At 41.2% G+C, this 19,757-nt stretch carries 19 protein-coding genes; 6 read left to right on the top strand and 13 right to left on the bottom strand.

The features are described from left to right. Positions 1-28 precede the first annotated feature (28 nt). The gene (locus H2672_RS02845) at positions 29-196 is read right to left on the bottom strand and encodes a hypothetical protein (protein WP_186668718.1); all 168 of its coding nucleotides are present in this window, start codon (positions 194-196) and stop codon (positions 29-31) included. Positions 197-404: 208 nt separating this feature from the next. After that, complete coding sequence (locus H2672_RS02840; protein WP_186668716.1) at positions 405-605, bottom strand: helix-turn-helix domain-containing protein; 201 nt, start codon at positions 603-605, stop codon at positions 405-407. A 172-nt stretch (positions 606-777) separates the two neighbouring features. Here H2672_RS02840 and H2672_RS02835 point away from each other — a divergent pair, with 172 nt between their 5' ends. The 3 genes from H2672_RS02835 (at position 778) to H2672_RS02825 (ending at position 3,885) form a co-directional block, all read left to right on the top strand. Continuing rightward, the gene (locus H2672_RS02835) at positions 778-1,131 is read left to right on the top strand and encodes a helix-turn-helix domain-containing protein (RefSeq protein ID WP_186668714.1); all 354 of its coding nucleotides are present in this window, start codon (positions 778-780) and stop codon (positions 1,129-1,131) included. Positions 1,132-1,243: 112 nt separating this feature from the next. Next, positions 1,244-1,747, top strand: coding sequence for an ImmA/IrrE family metallo-endopeptidase (locus tag H2672_RS02830; protein ID WP_186668712.1), 504 nt, complete (start codon positions 1,244-1,246; stop codon positions 1,745-1,747). Positions 1,748-1,974: 227 nt separating this feature from the next. Next, entirely contained in the window at positions 1,975-3,885 is a 1,911-nt protein-coding gene (locus tag H2672_RS02825) for a recombinase family protein (RefSeq protein ID WP_186668710.1), read from the top strand. 135 nt (positions 3,886-4,020) lie between these two features. On the opposite strand, the gene H2672_RS02820 is transcribed toward H2672_RS02825, so the two are convergent. The 7 genes from H2672_RS02820 to hemW form a co-directional block, all read right to left on the bottom strand. After that, positions 4,021-4,761 carry a 16S rRNA (uracil(1498)-N(3))-methyltransferase gene (locus tag H2672_RS02820; protein ID WP_186668708.1) on the bottom strand — a complete coding sequence of 247 codons (741 nt, stop codon included), beginning with the start codon at positions 4,759-4,761 and terminating at the stop codon, positions 4,021-4,023. A gap of 4 nt (positions 4,762-4,765) precedes the next feature. After that, positions 4,766-5,710, bottom strand: a complete 945-nt coding sequence (gene prmA / locus H2672_RS02815) for a 50S ribosomal protein L11 methyltransferase (protein ID WP_186668706.1) — start codon at positions 5,708-5,710, stop codon at positions 4,766-4,768. A gap of 15 nt (positions 5,711-5,725) precedes the next feature. Next, positions 5,726-6,841, bottom strand: a complete 1,116-nt coding sequence (dnaJ, locus tag H2672_RS02810) for a molecular chaperone DnaJ (protein WP_186668704.1) — start codon at positions 6,839-6,841, stop codon at positions 5,726-5,728. 257 nt (positions 6,842-7,098) lie between these two features. Next, the gene (dnaK, locus tag H2672_RS02805; RefSeq protein ID WP_186668702.1) at positions 7,099-8,925 is read right to left on the bottom strand and encodes a molecular chaperone DnaK; all 1,827 of its coding nucleotides are present in this window, start codon (positions 8,923-8,925) and stop codon (positions 7,099-7,101) included. A gap of 35 nt (positions 8,926-8,960) precedes the next feature. Continuing rightward, complete coding sequence (gene grpE / locus H2672_RS02800) at positions 8,961-9,539, bottom strand: nucleotide exchange factor GrpE (RefSeq protein WP_186668700.1); 579 nt, start codon at positions 9,537-9,539, stop codon at positions 8,961-8,963. Further along, positions 9,539-10,588 carry a heat-inducible transcriptional repressor HrcA gene (hrcA, locus tag H2672_RS02795; RefSeq protein WP_186668698.1) on the bottom strand — a complete coding sequence of 350 codons (1,050 nt, stop codon included), beginning with the start codon at positions 10,586-10,588 and terminating at the stop codon, positions 9,539-9,541. The genes grpE and hrcA overlap by 1 nt, the downstream gene beginning before the upstream one ends. 95 nt (positions 10,589-10,683) lie before the next feature. Further along, the gene (gene hemW / locus H2672_RS02790) at positions 10,684-11,817 is read right to left on the bottom strand and encodes a radical SAM family heme chaperone HemW (RefSeq protein ID WP_186668696.1); all 1,134 of its coding nucleotides are present in this window, start codon (positions 11,815-11,817) and stop codon (positions 10,684-10,686) included. Between the two features lie 331 nt (positions 11,818-12,148). Between hemW and norA the strand changes: the two genes are divergently transcribed. Continuing rightward, positions 12,149-13,312 carry a multidrug efflux MFS transporter NorA gene (gene norA / locus H2672_RS02785; protein ID WP_186668693.1) on the top strand — a complete coding sequence of 388 codons (1,164 nt, stop codon included), beginning with the start codon at positions 12,149-12,151 and terminating at the stop codon, positions 13,310-13,312. A gap of 673 nt (positions 13,313-13,985) precedes the next feature. Here norA and lepA read toward each other — a convergent pair. Genes lepA through gpr form a run of 3 tightly spaced genes read right to left on the bottom strand, consistent with a single transcriptional unit; the run spans position 13,986 to position 17,776 of the window. Then, positions 13,986-15,809, bottom strand: a complete 1,824-nt coding sequence (lepA, locus tag H2672_RS02780) for a translation elongation factor 4 (RefSeq protein WP_186668691.1) — start codon at positions 15,807-15,809, stop codon at positions 13,986-13,988. A gap of 55 nt (positions 15,810-15,864) precedes the next feature. Then, positions 15,865-16,689 (bottom strand): stage II sporulation protein P, encoded by an 825-nt coding sequence (spoIIP, locus tag H2672_RS02775; protein WP_186668689.1) that lies wholly within the window; start codon positions 16,687-16,689, stop codon positions 15,865-15,867. Between the two features lie 43 nt (positions 16,690-16,732). Then, positions 16,733-17,776 (bottom strand): GPR endopeptidase, encoded by a 1,044-nt coding sequence (gene gpr / locus H2672_RS02770; protein WP_186668687.1) that lies wholly within the window; start codon positions 17,774-17,776, stop codon positions 16,733-16,735. 350 nt (positions 17,777-18,126) lie between these two features. Between gpr and rpsT the strand changes: the two genes are divergently transcribed. After that, positions 18,127-18,378 (top strand): 30S ribosomal protein S20, encoded by a 252-nt coding sequence (gene rpsT, locus H2672_RS02765; protein WP_186668685.1) that lies wholly within the window; start codon positions 18,127-18,129, stop codon positions 18,376-18,378. Positions 18,379-18,423: 45 nt separating this feature from the next. Here the strand turns inward: rpsT and holA are convergent, their stop codons facing one another. Beyond that, positions 18,424-19,440: a DNA polymerase III subunit delta gene (gene holA, locus H2672_RS02760; protein ID WP_186668683.1), complete on the bottom strand. Its 1,017-nt coding sequence runs from the start codon at positions 19,438-19,440 to the stop codon at positions 18,424-18,426. Between the two features lie 163 nt (positions 19,441-19,603). Here holA and H2672_RS02755 point away from each other — a divergent pair, with 163 nt between their 5' ends. After that, positions 19,604-19,738 (top strand): YqzM family protein, encoded by a 135-nt coding sequence (locus H2672_RS02755; RefSeq protein WP_186668681.1) that lies wholly within the window; start codon positions 19,604-19,606, stop codon positions 19,736-19,738. Positions 19,739-19,757: the final 19 nt, after the last annotated feature.

Here is a 19,757-nt window from a genome sequence, read left to right as displayed (position 1 = left end):
TTGTGCCCTCCCTCTCGTTAAAAAAGATTCACTTTACCATCACAGTTTTTTCATTTCCAAATTTCTTTACCGGTGAAACCATGCATCCAATATTGAGGGGCTTCATCTGTTTAATCGCTGTATTCAGTTCTTCTTCTGTATGGATTCCATATTTAGACAATGCTTTCCAGATCTTTTGAAGCTCTTCCTGCTTCATCAGCTTCCCCATCCTTCCCGCCCTTATTGGGTTCTTTGTTTAACACCATTTGTCGCCGTTTTCGTAATACACTTGAAAGCTATTGTGACCAACACAATATTTTTCAACTGTTGGAAATGGGAATTGTAAGATTGACTGAAAGTTGTTGTACCATAATGATTCACCTCAATTTTAATTTTAATTTCATTATTATAAACTTTACGTTGAATCAATCTTCAAAAAAAATAGCAACAGGTACTTTTAATTGTTTTGCAATTACTTCTAATTCAGCAGTAGTAATTGGTCGTTGCCCCCTTTCCTTCATGCTGTAAGATTGTATCGTAATGCTAAGATTCTCTGCGATAACTGATTGATTTAAATTTAACTCCTTCCGGATAAACCTGAGTTTCTCATTTACGGACCTTGTCATTTATTCACCACCCAAACTTCATATTCAACGTAAAGTTTAATTTATATTCTAACCTTATTCAACTTTACGTTTATTGTCAAGTATATATTAAACTCTTGGTTGAAAAGACTTAACTTTACGTTGAGTTAGGGTATAATTACTTATAGAAAAGTAAAATGGAAATGGTGATCATATGAGTTTAGGCTTTCACTTAAAAAAGGAAAGAGAAAAAAGAAATTGGTCACAAGTAGAAGTAGCGAAGAAAGTCGGTATTACCAATGCTGTATTATCGAACTATGAAAGAGATTATCGAGATCCTGATACAGAGACATTAAAGAAGTTAGCGGATCTTTATAATGTTTCAACTGATTTCCTTCTTGGACGCACTGAAAACTCTTCTCCCATGAATAAGGATGAAGAGGCATTCCAAAAGGCTATTTCCGATCCCGATTTAAAACGTTGGTATTCCGAATTACCCAACTCTGATGAGGAAGACTTACAAAAGTTGAGAAAAATGTGGGATATTATTAAAAATGAGGACAAATGAAACACCTTTTAAAATATGAGTTACTAACCCTATCTTTTTATTCAAGATAGGGTATTATTATAAACAACTTGCGAACATATATTCCCTAAAATGTAAAGGTGTTGAATTAAATTTGAAAACATCATATCTATCTTCATTAGAAGAAAAGGTTTTTTCGATTTATGATTCTCTAAAGATATTAGAGCCATCACAGATTTATCATGTCAATCTTATCGAAGATCTTTCTACCATGTTAAAAATAAAAGTTTATTACTTTGATGAACCAAGTGAAGCAAATAATTTAGGTGGAGTTTATCGGATCTTTTTAAATGAAAACCAATCTAAACAGGCAATTTGGCAAGACTTTGCTCATGAACTGGCTCATATCTTGCGCCATGAAGGATATCAGTGGTCAATGAACAAGCCTTTCCGGGAGTATCAGGAATGGCAGGCAGAGCAATTTGCATTCCACTTCTGCATTCCAACGTTTATGTTGAATCATATAGAGTTACCAAGACTTAGATGCGAAGCTGTTGGATTTATTGCAACTTTATTCAATGTTGAACCTACTTTTGCAGATGCTAGATTGGAAAAGTGGTTACTGAATCAAGAAGTTTTTTATTTGGATAGGTTATAAAGTCATTTAATTTAAGGGAAAGTGTAAAAATGGTTGGATATTCCCCAAGTAAAAAATCAACCTCCTTCAACCTTATCAATCACAATGGAGCACATATCCATTGGGGGCTTCCCCCCGCCGTGTATTTCCATGCCATTATAAGAACGGTTGTTTCCTAAACTATCCTAATGTCTTAAAATCATATGACATCGCAGATACTTAAAATTTATTGTAAAGGAGAATTTGAAATGAAATTGAAAAAAGCAGCGTTATATGTCCGCGTAAGTACCCTGCACCAAATCGACAAAGATTCTTTGCCGTTTCAACGTCAGGAGCTTGAAAATTATGCGAAATACGTGCTTGGTATAAAGGACTTTGAAATATTCGAAGACGCGGGTTACTCCGCAAAGAATACAGACAGGCCAGAGTACCAAAAAATGATGAAGCGCATACGCGATGGTGAGTTTACGCATATGATCGTCTATAAGATTGATAGGATTTCTCGAAACCTTAAAGACTTTTCTGAAATGTACGAGGAATTGAAGGACTACAAAGTGACTTTCGTTTCAAGGAATGAACAATTTGACACTTCTAGTGCAATGGGTGAAGCAATGTTGAAAATCATTCTGGTGTTTGCCGAACTCGAACGAAAAATAACTGCTGAACGTGTATTTGCAATCATGCTCTCGCGTGCGGAAAAGGGCCTGTGGAACGGTGCGACTGTGCCCCTTGGTTACGTATGGTCAGATGAAATAAAATTCCCAGCCATTGATCCAGAGGAAGCAAAAGTTGTACAATACGTTTATAATTTGTACGAATCTTTACGATCGACGTTAAAGGTTGCGTATCGCTTGAACGATGAGGGGATTAATACCAAGCGTGGTGGTCGGTGGACGGCAAAAACGATCCGCGATATTCTAAGAAATCTGTTTTATATCGGTACATATCGTTACAACATGCGTGAGAGTGGTGGCAGTAGACGCCTGAAAAATAAAGACGAATGGGTAGTAGTGGAAGATAATCACCCAGCAATCATCGACAAGGAGCAGTCCAAACGCGTCAATCAGCTGCTGTCAGATAATTATCGAGGGTTAACGGATGTGCAACGTGCTGATATTCACAAACACATCTTTTCAAAAATGATCTACTGCGGTAAATGTAACGCGCTACTCACGTCTGGACTAGACTCAGCACGAAAAGACGGGTATCGTCCATCTCGCTACACTTGCATTACCTCCGGTGGCACGAAGCGATGTAGCAACTACGTGAGCGATATTATTATTGGACCATTTATCTTTAACTACGTTTCTAACTTGATTCGCTTACAAGAGAGAATGACGCCAAAACATTCAACGCGTGACATGGAGCGTGCACTTTTGCGCGGGAATACTTTTATTGATGTAGTGGGTGTAGATGACGCCGCATTAAAAGAAACGTATTTTGCGCTTACGAACGGTATGCCTGATCAAGAATACTTTTTGGTCACGGATGATGAAATAATTATGCCTAACTTAGAAGCCGAGCGATTGCAAAGAGAAGCGAAAAAATACGGAACTGCTTTATCTCGTTTGGAAGACTTATACTTATTCGGAGAGGACGGTATCAGTCAGAAGGATTATATTTTTAAGAAGCGTGATCTTCAGGAGCAATTGGAAGAAATCGAAACTGAGATTAATTCTTTACAACAAAAAGATGGCGATACAACAAGCGAGGTATTCGTTGATAACGCTCAACATTTTTTAATAACCAAAGAGATGCAGCAAGCTCGCCACGTAGATCATCGAGCCCTATCGGATATAGTCGGCCGCGAGGCATTATCTGATTTTGTTCACACGATAATTGATAATATCATTGTTTTGGATAAGCGTGTGCAATCCATTACTTTTAAAAACGGTATCACGCACACATTTGCGTATAGGTCTCTTTTGCAAAGTCAATCTACTGCACCAGCCAGGATGCAGTACAGGGATTATGAGGGAGCTATGCTGCAACACTTGAAGGTAAACGGACCAACTTCTCGAGTCAATTTGCAAAAGGCTACCAACATTTCTCGCGATGGAGTTTATAAACTATTGGCCGAATTAATCGAGCGTAGGCTTGTCGTAAAAACAGGTCAATCTACAATGACGCTCTATCGTTACAATGAAAAAACCACTTAAAATGTTAATTTTAAGTGGTTTTTGCCAAGCGCCTTAACCCTTACTGCCACAGGCTTCCGACGCAATCATATTTAAGTTTACTACCGCACAGCCCAACGTATGGAATGCGACCGAAGACACAACTGCTCACCACTTTCATTCAAATTCGTAAGACATTGTGGACAATAAATACAAAGGAGCCGTTTCCGTCCGCAATATGCGCGGACCTAATGCTATGGGTAAAAATCCTGCAGAACGTAGGGTTTCGGCTTCTGTCCTCGACAGCCCGCCCTCAGGTCCGAATACAGCAAGTACCGTTTGACCAGGTAAGACATTTTTTAGACGATCCGCAATTTTATGTGGATCTCCACTTTTCGCGTCTTCTTCATCAGCAAACAGAAGGACATCAAATTTTTCTGATTCAGCGATTAATTGCTTAACAGAGAATGGATTCCTTACTTCCGGGATAACTGTGCGATGACATTGCTCCGCAGCCTCTTTGGCAATTTTGCGAAGCCGTTCAACTTTTTTGTCACCTTTTTTGTCATCCCATTTAACTATAGATCTCTCGGCTTGAAATGGAAAAATCCCTGCCATACCGAGTTCCGTTCCTTTTTGAACGATTAAATCGAGTTTATCACCTTTTGGCAGACCACAAGCTACTGTTACTTTAACAGGCATTTCGTTTGACTGAAGTGGTTCTTCTTTGCGATGGATTACGACGCCGTCAGGTAAAATCACTGTAATTTGGGAAACGAAGGCTTCACCATTAGTAACAGCAATAATGTCATCATCAACAGTCATCCGCATGACACGCACGATATGTTTACCGTCATCACCAGTAATTAGTGCGTTTCCGTCTTCATCAAAAGGAGTTTGCAGAAAATAACGTTGCAATTCGTTACACGCTCCTTTTTTTAGCGATGATAGCAACCCAGTCTTCCATAAGAACAGATTCGACAATCTCAAATCCTTTGCTAATCAGATCGTCTTTAACTAAATCGCGTTTTTGGCCAATGATTCCCGAAACAATAAACAGGCCATTCTCCGGTAAAATTGAATACGCATCTTGTGAAAAGGACATGATCACTTCTGCCAGGATATTTGCGATGATGATGTCCGCGGGCTCTTTTACAGAGTCTAGAAGATTGCCATGCTTCACTTCTACCGTTTCTTCAACATGATTCAGCTCAATGTTTTCTTGTGCAGCTACAACTGCAACCTGATCCAAATCAAGTGCATGGACACGTGAAGCACCTAGAAGTGCCGCCCCGATAGATAACACACCAGAACCTGTTCCCACGTCTACAACTGTGTCTCCCGGCTTGACGTATTTCTCAAGCGCTTGTAGACACATAACCGTTGTAGGATGTGTTCCCGTTCCAAATGCCATCCCAGGATCTAGTTCGATAATCAATTCATCTGATTCGACAGGTTTATATTCTTCCCAGGTCGGTACAATTGTAAAGCGACCTGAAATTTTGACAGGATGATAGTACTTTTTCCAGGCAGTTGCCCAATCTTCTTCATCGACTTCATTTGTTTGAATGGCATTTTCCCCTGCATCTATTCCAAATTCCGATAAGCCGCTGATTGACTGACCTATATCTTTCACCGTTTCAATTAGAAAACTATTGACTGGTAAATAGGCTTTTAAGATAACGCCATCCACTGGGAAATCGTTCTTGTCAAGTGCCCATATTTCACCGAACCGGTCTTCGTGGACTCGATTTGGTTCTGCTGAATCTTCGATAACGACTCCACTTGCACCAGCTTCGTGTAAAATATTCGCTACTGCTTCAGTTGCTTCATGCGTCGTATGAATAGATATTTCCGACCATTTCAAATGAATTCATCCCTTTCAGTCGCCTTTAATTGACCGTTTGATTTTATCGAACAGTGAACTTGAATACTCATCGAGTGAATCTCCGCTAATTGCAGCAAATTCACGCATCAGTTCTTTCTGTTTTTCTGTCATTTTCTTAGGCGTCAACACTTTCACTACAACGTGCTGATCTCCAATTCCTCGGCCATGGACGTTTTTAACTCCTTTGCCTTTTAAGCGGAATCGCGTTCCTGTTTGCGTGCCTGCCGGAATTTTCAAGTTCACATTGCCTTGCACAGTCGGCACTTCGATTTCATCACCAAGTGAAGCTTGGGGGAAGGTTAGGTTAAGTTCCAAATAGATGTCGTCGTCTTCACGGATAAATTTCTCATGCGCCTTGACGCGGAATACGATATATAAATCGCCCGAAGGTCCACCTTTATGACCTGGTTCTCCCTGTCCTGATACACGAAGTTGTTGACCATCATCGACCCCCTCAGGAATCGTTACTTTAATTTTCTTCCTTTTGGTTACTTTACCTGCGCCGTGACAAGTTGAACATTTCTCAGGAATTATTTTACCAGTTCCTCGACAATGCTGACACGCTCGACGATTGACCATTTGGCCAAGTGGTGTGTTTTGCGTAACGCTGATTTGTCCCGAACCACCACAATGTGTACATGTCGTAGGTTTGGTCCCCTTTTTAGCGCCTGAACCATCACAAGTATCGCAGTCTTCCTCTCTCGGTATTTCAACTTCCGTTTCCTTCCCGAAAACAGCTTCCATGAAATCAATGTTCATCGAATACTGTAAATCGTCGCCTTTTCTAGGGGCATTCGGATCGCGTCGTCGTGTATTTCCTCCGAAAAATGAACTGAATATATCATCGAAGCCGAATCCGTCAGCTCCTCCACCACCACCAAATCCTTGGTTCGGATTGGTATGCCCGAATTGGTCGTAATTGGCTTTTTTCGAATCATCGCTCAGTATTTCAAATGCTTCAGTCACTTCTTTAAATTTATCAACTGCATCATCTGCTTTGTTCAAGTCTGGATGGAATTTTTTCGAAAGCGAACGATACGCTTTCCTGATTTCATCTTTTGAAGCCGATTTCGCTATACCAAGCACGTCATAATAATCTCTTTTACTCATTACTTCACTCTCCCGAAATACTTTGGATATTGCCTATTGTACCATTAAGAACTGAAAAGCGTAAGCGCCTGATCAGCCCTGAAAAGCGCTGAAAGACTTGAAGATAAAAGCGTTATTTGCCTTTATCAGCTAGACTGCATAACCAACTTCGTGTTGGCCTAGGGGCTAGGTGCTGAAATCAAGATCACCTAATAAAAATCGGAAAAGCCAAAGCCGGAATATCGGACTTTGACTTTTCCGTCAACGATCATTCTTATTTACTTTTTCTCGTCGATTACTTCTTCAAAATCTGCGTCGACGACATCGTCGTCTTTAGGTTCGCCTGCGTTTTCAGCGCCTTCAGCAGATTCAGCTGCTGCCTGTTCGTACATTTTCATAGTCATTTGTTGGATAATTTCATTCAACTTGTCTTTTTTAGTACGGATTTCGTCAAAATCAGCAGCTTCAAGCGCAGTTTTCAACTCTTCTTTTGCTTCTTCGACACTTTTCACTTCTTCTTCTGAAACTTTTCCTTCAAGATCTTTCAATGTCTTTTCAGCCATGAATACAAGTTGGTCAGCTTCGTTTTTCAAGTCTGCTTCTTCTTTACGCTTTTGGTCCGCTTCAGCATTTGCTTCAGCATCTTTCACCATGCGTTCAATTTCTTCGTCAGTTAGACCTGAGCTTGCTTGGATTGTAATATTATGCTCTTTTTGTGTTCCAAGATCTTTCGCTTTAACCGTAACAATACCGTTTTTATCGATATCGAATGTTACTTCGATTTGTGGAACACCACGTGGTGCTGGCGGAATGTCCGTCAATTGGAAACGACCAAGCGTTTTGTTGTCCACAGACATTGGACGCTCCCCTTGCAATACATGAATATCAACAGCTGGCTGGCTATCTGCCGCCGTTGAGAATACTTGTGATTTGCTAGTCGGGATTGTCGTGTTACGTTCGATTAGTTTAGTGAACACGTTACCCATTGTTTCAATACCTAGTGAAAGAGGTGTTACGTCTAGAAGTACAACGTCTGTAACGTCTCCGCTTAAGATTGATCCTTGAACAGCCGCACCAAGTGCAACTACTTCATCCGGGTTAACGCCTTTATATGGCTCTTTACCTGTTTCTTTTTTGATTGCTTCTTGGACTGCAGGAATACGAGTCGATCCACCAACAAGAATTACTTTGTCGATTTCAGATGCAGTAAGGCCAGCATCTTTCATTGCCTGACGAGTTGGTACCATTGAACGTTCAACAAGGTGAGCAGTCAATTCATCGAATTTCGCACGTGAAAGTGAAATTTCCAAGTGAAGCGGACCTGCATCGCCAGCTGTAATGAACGGCAATGAGATTTGTGAAGTTGTTACGCCTGAAAGGTCTTTTTTCGCTTTTTCAGCAGCATCTTTCAAACGTTGCATTGCCATTTTATCTTTCGACAAGTCAATGCCGTTGTCTTTTTTGAATTCTTGAACAAGGAAGTCGATGATAACATCATCAAAGTCGTCTCCGCCAAGCTTGTTATCACCCGCTGTTGATTTAACTTGGAATACTCCGTCGCCAAGTTCTAGGATTGATACGTCGAACGTACCGCCACCAAGGTCATAAACAAGAATCGTTTCGTCTTCATCCGTTTTGTCAAGACCGTATGCAAGTGCAGCCGCAGTTGGCTCGTTGATGATACGTTCTACTTCAAGGCCTGCAATTCTACCAGCATCTTGTGTTGCTTGACGCTGTGCATCACTGAAGTAAGCAGGAACTGTAATAACTGCTTTCGTTACTTTTTCTCCTAGGTACTCTTCTGCATAGCCCTTCAAATACTGAAGAATCATTGCAGAAACTTCTTGTGGTGTATATTCAGTGTCTTCCGCTTTCACTTTAAAGTCAGATCCCATATGACGTTTTACAGACATGATTGTGTTTGGGTTTGTGATTGATTGGCGTTTTGCTACTTCCCCTACTTGACGTTCGCCGTTCTTGAATGCAACAACGGATGGAGTTGTACGGTTACCTTCTGGATTTGGAATAACTTTCGGCTCTCCGCCTTCATAAATTGCTACTACTGAGTTTGTTGTCCCTAAGTCAATACCGATAATTTTACTCATAATCAAATTCCTCCTATATATATATGTTACATTTTTTATTCGTTTACTTTAACCATTGCTGGTCGCAATACACGATCTTTCAACATATAACCAGCTTGCATTTGTTCAAGTACGATGCCCGATGGTTTATCTTCATCTGAACCCGTCATAATTGCCTGATGGAAGTTCGGATCAAACTCCTGATCCAAGGCTTGAATTTCAACGAGACCTTCATCTTCAAGAGCTTGAACGAATGTACGGTAAATCATATCTAATCCCGTCATCATCGTTTGAGCCTCTTCAGTTTTTGCTTCCACAGTAAGTGCCCGTGCAAAGTTATCAAGAACTGGTATTAGATTCGTCACGACATTCTGTGCGCGATACTTCTGTAGCGCTTCTTTATCAAGCGAAGCACGTCTCTTGAAGTTTTCATAATCTGCAAGAAGTCTAAACCGCTTATTCTCTTCTTCTTGTAGCTTGTCAGTCAGTTCTTGCACAATCGTGTCTTCCCCGTTTTCAACGATTTCATTCTCCTCGGTATTTTCACCTGATTCGATTATGTCGTCTGTATTATCGGGCGTTTCAATTACTACTGCTTCTTCATTCTCTTTAAATTCATCGTTTACAGTTGTCATTAGTCGTTCCTCCCTGCTGTTCCGCCGATTGTCAGCCTCGCCAACTCTCTGGACAAATCACTGCTCATTAAATCAAGCATGGTGATGACTCTTGCATAATCCATCCGTTTTGGTCCGATGATTGCGATGGAACCCGTCATATTGTCGCCGGCCGAATATGTCGCTGTAATCACACTACAATCTTCCATCGCATTGTGATTGTTTTCAGAACCGATGCGGACATGAATACCTGTTATACCTTCCTGAAAAAACGTCATTGCTGGTGCGCCCTTGTCCATTAATTCAAAAATTGTTTTCATCTTGTGGATATCATTGAATTCGGGTTGCTTCATCATGTTCATTTTACCACCAAAAAACAGCCGTTCCTGCGGTTCGATTAAAATCGCCCGTTGGAATGAAGCAATCAAGTCGCCTGCATGATGAATATGACGTTCCAACACCGTTTTCGTCTCCTGAGCAAGTATCTTCTGAATATGGACAAGCGGAGTGCCAATAAGCCGCTCGTTCAGGATGTTAACCATTTTTTCAATATCAGACGCTGTAAAGCCTTCCGGTACATTGAAGAGCCTATTCTCAACACGTCCATTGTCCGTGACAATAATAGCGACAGCCGTCTTCTCATCTAATGGAACGATTGAAAAACGCTTCACTGCATGCAACGATGTATCGGGTCCAAGGAGAATCGAAGTATAATTTGTCAAATCGGACAATATTGTGGCCGACTTTCGTATTAACTCTTCAGTCTCCACAATTTTTTCCCGAAAAACCGAGCGCAGGTGAATGCTGTCTTCTGTGTTCAACTTTTCTTTTGTTAATAAATTATCTACATAAAACCTGTACCCTTTTTCAGATGGTATTCTGCCGGATGAAGAGTGGGTCTTTTCAAGATAACCCATCTCTTCTAGGTCAGCCATTTCGTTCCGTATTGTCGCTGGACTAAATGGGGCTTCCGGCTTTTTGGATAGCTGCCTCGATCCGACGGGTTGTGCGGATTCGATGAAATCGTCAACCGTCAGTTGCAATATAAGCAATTGTCTGTTCGTCAACATAGTCATCACTCCTGTTAGCACTCTATAACCGCGAGTGCTAATACTACTGATAATTTAACAAATGCAGATCGAAGTGTCAACGAATTGACTCAGAATTAGTTAAGAAATTGCTGAAATACATCGTTTCCTCTATAAACACCACGGTGCGTTAACTTAACCGTATCATCCAATCGCTCGACAAGCCCGTCTTTGATAAGCGAGTGCAATGTTTCCCCGTAAACCTCTTCAAGCGACTGTCCGAACTTCTCTTGGAATAAAGAGAGGGATACGCCATTTGATTTACGGAGTCCAAGGAACATTTCCTCTTCCATCGCTTCCGTTTCTGTCACTAGATGTGTCTGTTGGACAGGTCGTTCGCCCAATGCCGTTTTCTCCATATATTTCGCAATCGGTCCGATGTTCGAATACCGGATGCCATCTACATAGCCATGTGCACCTGCACCAACACCAGCGTACGTGGCATTTTCCCAATAGATGAGATTATGAATTGATTCGTGACCTGGAGTTGCAAAATTACTAATTTCGTAACGCTTGCGTCCTTTACTTTCCATTTGTTCAATCAACATCGTAAACATTTCCGTTTCGATGTCTTCACCCGGGAGCGGCAACTTGCCTTTATTCATCAAATTATAAAAGACCGTTTTTGGCTCAACAATAAGCGAGTACCCTGAATAATGGGGAAGATCGAGGGCAAGTGCTTTATCAAGAGTATCCTGCCATTGTGCAATTGTTTGCCCCGGCAACCCGTAAATCAAATCAATACTTAGGTTATCAAATCCAGCTTTTCTCGCTTCTCCAACAACACGTGCAGCATCGTCTGGACTATGCGTTCTACCAATTTTCTTCAATAAGTCCGCGTCGAATGACTGAACACCGATGCTCAATCGATCCACGCCGCCATTTTTCAGGACGATCAATTTGCCGTATGTTAGCTCGTCCGGATTTGCTTCCGTCGAAAACTCTTTCAATGAACTGACATCTACATATTCATGGATAATCTCAAGCAACCGTTCAAGCTGTTTTTCAGACAGTGAAGTCGGTGTGCCGCCTCCTAAGAAAACCGTTTCCACTTCTTTGAATGAAATACCTTCCTGCCGCATAATAGCCAATTCCTGACCCATTGATTCGATATACTCATCGACAGGCTGATTTTTGAAAAACACTTTATTAAAATCACAGTAATGACAAATTTGATGGCAAAACGGAATGTGGATATACATACCCCTCATACCGTCACTTCCTTCCTTTAATTAACACCTTGTTCAAGGCTTATGACCCCGAATTTCTAGGCGTTAGAGTCTATACATGGAAAAAAGAGGGCTCGACGCCCCCTTCTTCATTTATTAATTAATCCTCGTCCATCTCCAAGACAGCAATAAATACTTCTTGCTAATTGGATGTACTAACTTGTATCATACAGCATTATGGTGTATCGCACAAAGCTTAAATCCTGTTAACGACTACTCATTTCTTCAACATATTATAGTTATCAATTGTAAGCTTAATAAAATCAATTGAAAGAAGTGGTTTATAACAATTAAAATGTAAAGGAGTTTTTTTTTGAAAAATCAAAAAGTCACATTAGCCATTTTACTAATGAATTTATTTATCGCCTTTCTTGGTATCGGGCTTGTTATTCCCGTCCTCCCTACAATCATGAACGAGCTAAACATTAACGGTACGGTTGTCGGCTATATGATGGCGGCATTTGCGATTACACAACTTATCGTCTCACCGTTTGCCGGTAGATGGGCTGATAAATACGGTCGTAAAATTATGATCGTGCTCGGCCTGTTTGTATTCGGTTTCTCAGAGTTTTTGTTCGGATTTGGTAAAACAGTTGAGGTATTATTTATCTCACGCATGCTCGGTGGGGTCAGTGCAGCATTTATTATGCCTGCTGTAACAGCCTTTATCGCAGATATTACCACAAACGCCACTAGACCAAAAGCCATTGGCTATATGTCCGCCGCTATTAGCACAGGCTTTATTATAGGACCCGGGATTGGTGGGTTTTTAGCTGAGATTGGCACACGAGTACCCTTTTATTCGGCAGGTGTACTCGGAGCGGTTGCTGCGATTCTTTCACTTATTCTCTTAACAGAACCCGAACGCGTAGCTGAAGAAGCGCCTATCCCAGGACAAAAAACAGGCTTTCGTCGTCTTTTCATTCCGATGTATGCAATTGCGTTCATCTTAATTTTCGTATTGTCGTTTGGCCTCGCAGCGTTTGAATCGTTTTTCAGCTTATTCGTCGACCATAAATTCGGCTTTACTCCAAAAGATATCGCCATCGTCATTACGGGTAGCGGAATTGTAGGTGCTCTTGCGCAACTATTGTTGTTTGATCGCTTATCTAAAAGCATTGGTGAAATTAATCTTATTCGCTACAGCTTAGCCTTATCAGCGATTCTTGTCCTATTGATGACCTTCGTGAGCTCATACTTCACAATATTACTGACAACATTCTTCCTGTTTGTTGGATTCGATCTAATTCGTCCAGCCATTACATCGTATTTATCTAAAATTGCGGGCAATGAACAAGGCTTTATCGGCGGTATGAACTCAACCTTCACAAGTATTGGTAATATTTTCGGCCCGATTATCGGTGGTGTGTTATTCGATGTTAACTTAAACTATCCCTACTATTTTGCCGCAATCGTATTAGCAATCGGTACGATTATTGCACTGTTTTGGAAGAAGCCAAAGCATATAACATTATAAATTGATTTTCTTTTGGAAGAAATAAACGAAAAAAGGCGATTATTCCAGAATGGAATGGTCGCCTTTAATTTCATAGTTACCGCAAGCATTGCGATTTTTTCATTTTCCTCTTTTAAATTCCAATACGATTACCAGCCAAAATTACAAAAATTACAACGTCTACGACGATTCTCATTACAACGACCTCTTTCGTCGCGGTCGCGATTACAACGATTTCTATTATCAATGTCGCGATTACAATGACGTCTATTATCAATGTCGCGTTCAGACCTTACTTCCCGACACTTACAGACTAACTCTACCCGACGATTCCGATTCCGATTTTCAAAACACATACCCTATCCCCCCTTTGCTGTTCTTTAAAGCTGGCCAGCCTTCTACGTAGTATATGGACGAGTACGAGCAATGATTGGACGAACAGTCTGGTACAAGGGAGTATTTTATTTTTAGCACTTGTTAATTGTTATTGTAAAGGGGCATGTGTCTTGACTCAATCGAAAAAGCGTGATTAATTGTCTGTATCAGCTTTGTAGCTCACTCTATAGGACAATTTGACAAATTAAAAAGCACCGTATTAAGCTTATGAAAACAAGCTTAAATACGGTGCTTTTTATACTAAATCCAATCCTGAGTACAAGATTTGCAACAATCACAAACCCCATATCTGCAGCCTTTAATCCTCATCCATCTTCAAGACAGCCATAAATGCTTCTTGAGGTACTTCAACTGATCCTACTTGTTTCATACGTTTTTTACCTTCTTTTTGTTTATCAAGAAGTTTACGTTTACGGGAGATATCTCCTCCGTAACATTTAGCAAGAACGTTTTTACCCATTGACTTGATTGTCGAACGTGCAACAATTTTTTGTCCGATGGCAGCCTGTACAGGTACTTCAAACTGTTGTCTTGGGATTAGTTTACGTAACTTTTCAACGATCGCTTTTCCGCGCTCGTATGAGAAGTCTTTGTGGACGATGAAGCTGAATGCATCGACGTGCTCGCCATTCAAGAGGATGTCCATTTTGACGAGTTTCGATTGTTTGTAGCCAATCAGTTCATAGTCAAGTGATGCATACCCTTTTGTACCTGATTTCAATTGGTCAAAGAAGTCATAAACGATTTCTGCAAGAGGCAGTTCATAAATGATATTGACGCGTGTTGAATCTAGGTAATCCATTGTCATGAAGTTCCCGCGTTTTTGCTGGCACAGCTCCATAACAGAACCGACATATTCGTTAGGCACCATAATAGATGCTTTTACATATGGTTCTTCAACATAATCGACTTTTTGTGCATCCGGCATCATTGCAGGGTTGTCCACTTTCATTTCAGTACCATCAGTTAGAACTACATTGTAAATAACACTTGGCGCTGTTGTTATCAAGTCGATATTGAATTCACGTTCAATACGTTCCTGGATAATTTCCATATGCAATAAGCCTAGGAATCCGCAACGATAACCGAAACCAAGGGCTTGTGATGTCTCTGCCTCGTATTCAAGTGCAGAGTCATTCAACTCTAACTTTTCAAGTGCGTCACGCAGGTCATTGTATTTCGATGTATCGATTGGGTATAGTCCACAGAACACCATTGGATTCATTCGTCGATAACCAGCTAGTGGTTCACTTGCAGGGTTTTTCACGCTTGTAATCGTGTCCCCAACTCGTGTATCTCCAACATTCTTAATCGAAGCGGATAAATAGCCTACGTCTCCGACAGTCAATTCATCTCGGGGCGATATTTTTGGTGTGAAAACGCCTGTTTCAAGAACTTCGAAATTTTTACCAGTCGCCATCATATGAATCATATCGCCCGGCTTCACCGAACCTTGCATAATGCGGATATTAACAATAACCCCTTTGTACGGGTCATAGTGCGAGTCGAAAATTAGCGCTTGAAGCGGAGCATCTGGATCCCCTTGTGGAGCAGGAACCTTCTCAACAATCTGTTCCAAGATATCTATGATTCCAATACCCGCTTTTGCAGATGCAAGGACTGCTTCTGATGCATCCAGTCCGATAACATCTTCAATTTCTTTTCTCACACGTTCTGGGTCTGCTGCAGGTAAATCGATTTTATTGATAACCGGTAAAATTTCAAGTTCATTATCGATTGCCAAATAAACGTTTGCCAGCGTTTGCGCTTCGATTCCCTGTGCCGCATCGACAACAAGGATTGCACCTTCACAAGCTGCAAGGCTTCGAGACACTTCGTATGTAAAGTCGACGTGTCCTGGCGTATCGATCAGGTGGAATGTATATTCCTGCCCGTCTTTAGCTGCATACGTCAACTGCACCGCATTCAATTTAATTGTGATTCCGCGTTCCCTTTCAAGATCCATCGAATCCAACGTTTGCGTCTTCATTTCTCTTGCTGTTAACGTTTGGGTTTGTTCTAGAATACGATCCGCCAATGTTGATTTCCCGTGATCGATATGAGCGATGATGGAAAAGTTCCGGATATTCTTTTGACGTGCTGCTCTCTGTTCATGATTCATAGTCAGTTCACTCCTATTTTAGCTATATGAATTATAGCAGTGAACTGCGCATACTTCAATATTCGGCGCGATTTGAATTTTCAATGACAGTTGCAGCCGCCTTTGCTAAGACAGTAATTGTTCGATTTAGTTGATCTTCAGTGTTCCCGATTCCTCCAAGCTCCACGACAAGAAGAGACGGATCAAGGTCCTGATTGTACTTCCCATCGACGTTTGCTCCATGCTTCATGACTAGATTTCGTGTAATTCCAGGCACAAGCAGTTCCATTTCATTTTTCAGTAGCACTGCATTTGCTCGATTACGTTCAAAATTTTGGTGTTCCATGCCTATAACAAATGCTACTTTCGCATATTGTTCATCATTGAACGCAATAGTTGTTATATCCGGGCCAGCGGAATCCCTATGAAGATCGATTATCAAATCATACTTTTTTTCCTGCATTTTTTTTTTGACATGTGGTCTAATCGCATTATAGGCACCGGTATGGGGCACTTCTACAGCTAACATATCCGTTTCAATTCCATTGAATTGCAGTTGCGTTTTTAATTTTTCGCCAAACTTTGTAATGTTTTCAGTCTGGTGGGATACAGTGACTTTACCTTCTTTCGCTTGTGTCACCGGTTTAAAGGCTTCGTGGAAATGTGTAAAATAGAGTAGCGCTTTCCCTTCAGTTACTAAAGCTGGCTCTAGTGCTGGTTCTATTATTGTCTCTGGCACTGTTTCCTCTTCCAAAATATTCGCGGCGTATACCATGTAAGTAGACTCTTTCACGAGATTAGAAGATTTCGCCGACTGTCCCTTTGGAAATGTTGTTATAAGCATTGGAAACAGGAAGAGAAATAAGATAAGTGTGCCCCATATTTGCAGTGTTTTTTTCAAATGGCATCCCTCCGTGTTCCAACTATATGCGTTGGAACACGAGTTAATGACTGTTTTTTATAGTCGAAATCCAGTTCGTCAATGAATCGGCAAGTGTTTCCGCATAAAGAGAAACCCACGAATCAATCTCTTTCGGAGAAACGAATGTCCGTAATTCATGGTTCGTTAACACTTCTTCAAACAACTGGATACGATCTTCGTGTGGCCACGTCGCCCAATCGCCAAAAATCGGTAGCAGGTTGGCTCGGTCAGCATCTTTATTTTCAGTATGCAGCCAGGGAGTGACTGAAAGGCGCGATGAAGGGCTGTCCTTCTCCTCAATTTTCGAAGCAATATAACCAAACATTGAATTGATGGCATCCGCTATAAGTACAGGACCGTCAACTACAGTCGGAATTCCGATTGCGATTACAGGTATTCCAAGTACCTCTTTCGATATTTCTTTTCGGCTATTGCCTACGCCTGAGCCTGGATGGATACCCGTATCCGTCAACTGTATCGTTCGGCATAACCTGGAGCTATCTCTTGCCGCAAGTGCATCGATGACGATAAGTAGGTCTGGTTTTATTTCAGTAACAAGAGCTTTTACAAAGTCCGCTGTTTCCAAACCCGTCTGAATCGTCACACCGGGCGCATAGACGAATACTTCGCTGCCCTCTTCGGAATAATAGTCAGGAACAATATCACGCAGCCTGTCCATCGTCAGCGGGCCTACAGCATCGGGGGTGATGTCACGATTGCCAAGACCTATCAAAAGAATCTTTCCCGTATTGAGCGTTGTGATATCCACAAGGATCTCATCCAGTTTTTCAATTAACACACGCGCCATATCTGCAAGCCCTTCCCTATCATCCGCTGTTAGTGCTGGGACAGTCAGCGTAATATAGGTTCCTTGCTTCTTCCCGATTTTTTCCTCACCTTGCGCATCGACTTTTACAGAAGTCACGATGACCCGACCTAATCTTTTTTCACCAAACGAAACCCCATCCGATTCTTGTAACCTGTTTTTTTCATTTGCCGTTCGGTGACGGACCATTTCTTCACTCTCATCTAGAAGATCCGTTCGATAAAAATCATACTTCTCCATACAATCACCTCACCTTTAAGTTTGTGCGATGTGACTAGGAAATATTCTTTGTTCTTTGATTAATTATCCAGTATCCAGCGGCTATATGTTCAGAGGCCGGCAGAACGCCAGGAAATTAGGCCACCACTCCTTAAATTTTCTAGTCGCCAGGGAATTTATAAATCTCTTGACTTGTGGATATTTTCTAACATGGGGATTTCACGTCTAATACTTGGCGGCGCTGAACAGGTGCTTGCGCTTTTGTTCTTGCAATCTGGCGCTTGATTTGATAAAATAATGCTTGTTGTGAAAGTGATATCCTAAACTTCGTGGAAACACTCTTGCCTTACCTGAAATTGGAGGTGAATGAAATGCCAAACATTAAATCTGCAATCAAACGCGTAAAACAAAGCGCTGCTGCGAACGAGCAAAACTCGAATACAAAGCATGCGATGCGTACTGCTGTACGTAAAGCTGAAACTGCTCTTGACGCTAAAGACGAAAACGCTACTGGCCTACTAAGAGATGCGATCAAAAAAATGGATACAGCTGCACGTAAAGGCCTAATCCATAAAAACACTGCATCACGTCAAAAAGCACGTCTTACTAAAAAAGCACTTTAATTTTTAATCTAAGAAAGGCCGCCCGATTATCGGACGGCCTTTTTTTTATTTCCTTAAAGGCTCCATAAAGAACAACTCCAGAATTCGTTCCCTTTTTCCACTTGATGATTTCAATTTATAGTCAATGGCCGCGAGTTTACTTAAAATCAATAGTAAACGCTCAGAACTAGGCAGACTTCTATTCTCCATCATCAATTTCACACGGTACGGATGGACGCTTAACGTTTTTGCAATTTGATGTTGCTGGTATCCTTTTTTATGAAGTAAACCCACGTGTACCATGAGCCTTACCTGACTCGCAATTAATGAGGTCAACATGATTGGTTCCTCACCGTTACGTAATAAGTCATGGTAAATGGCTACAGTGTTCGACACTTTTCCAGAAACGTAGGCATCCGTTAATCGGAAGACATCCATTTCTGGTGTCCGTGGTACGAGCGACTCAATCACATCTGCCGTGATGTCCCCAAAACCATTCAAATATGTAGCCATTTTCCCAATTTCAGATGATAAAGTAAGCAAGTCATCCCCAGCCATTTTCACAAGAAACTCTGCGTCAGCGGATCCAATTCGTGACCCATTTGCGCCCGCTTCCTGCTGAATCCATGTGAACAGATCCTTCCCTTGCAGTCGTTTTGATTCAATGACAGTCGCATGTTCTTTAATTATTTTGGTAATCCGTTTTCGTGCATCCAGTTTTTCATAAGGTGCTATAAATACAACCGTTGCTGTCGGTGACGGATTTGCCAGCCATGCTTCCAACATCTCCAAATTATGTGTCACTTTTTCTCGGGTTTTATCCGACGCTTTTAAAAATGATGCGTTTCCAGCTATAATCAATTTACGGTCTTCGAGGAATGGTAGTGTATCTGCCTCTTCAATGACCACCTCTACAGGAGTCTCGTCCAAGTCAAACCGAATGACTGATGCAGCATCAATATCAGGTAATGCTTTTTTCAGCCGAGTAATTGTGGAGTCGAATAGATGTTGTTCGAGACCAGTCAATAAGTAGACCGGATCGATTTCCCCTGCGGCTATTTTCTTCCATATTGCATTCGCCACATTATCCACCTCTTTCGATTTAGTACATTCCAATTATACAGTATTGTAAAACGACTGTATGGACAAATTGTGTCAGTTCCAGCCAGACATGTTTAAAAAGTTGATTGCTATGGATTTTTGCTACGGAATCATCTATACTATAATGGAATCAGGAGGTGTAGCAATGAATGAGTTTGAACACGATGTACAGTCCAAACGTAATGATTTAATCGATTCAGGAATCGGCTTTATAGTCGCTTTCGTAGCATTCTCAGCTATTTTTGTTATTGCTACAATAATCGACGTAGTCGCTGGCTAATATGTTTTTAAAAAAACGG

The sequence above is a fragment of the Sporosarcina sp. BP05 genome, assembly GCF_014282005.1.
Lineage (GTDB): Bacteria > Bacillota > Bacilli > Bacillales_A > Planococcaceae > Sporosarcina.
The sequence above is the reverse complement of the archived record's forward strand: the minus strand, read 5'-3'. Positions and strand labels throughout refer to the sequence as shown.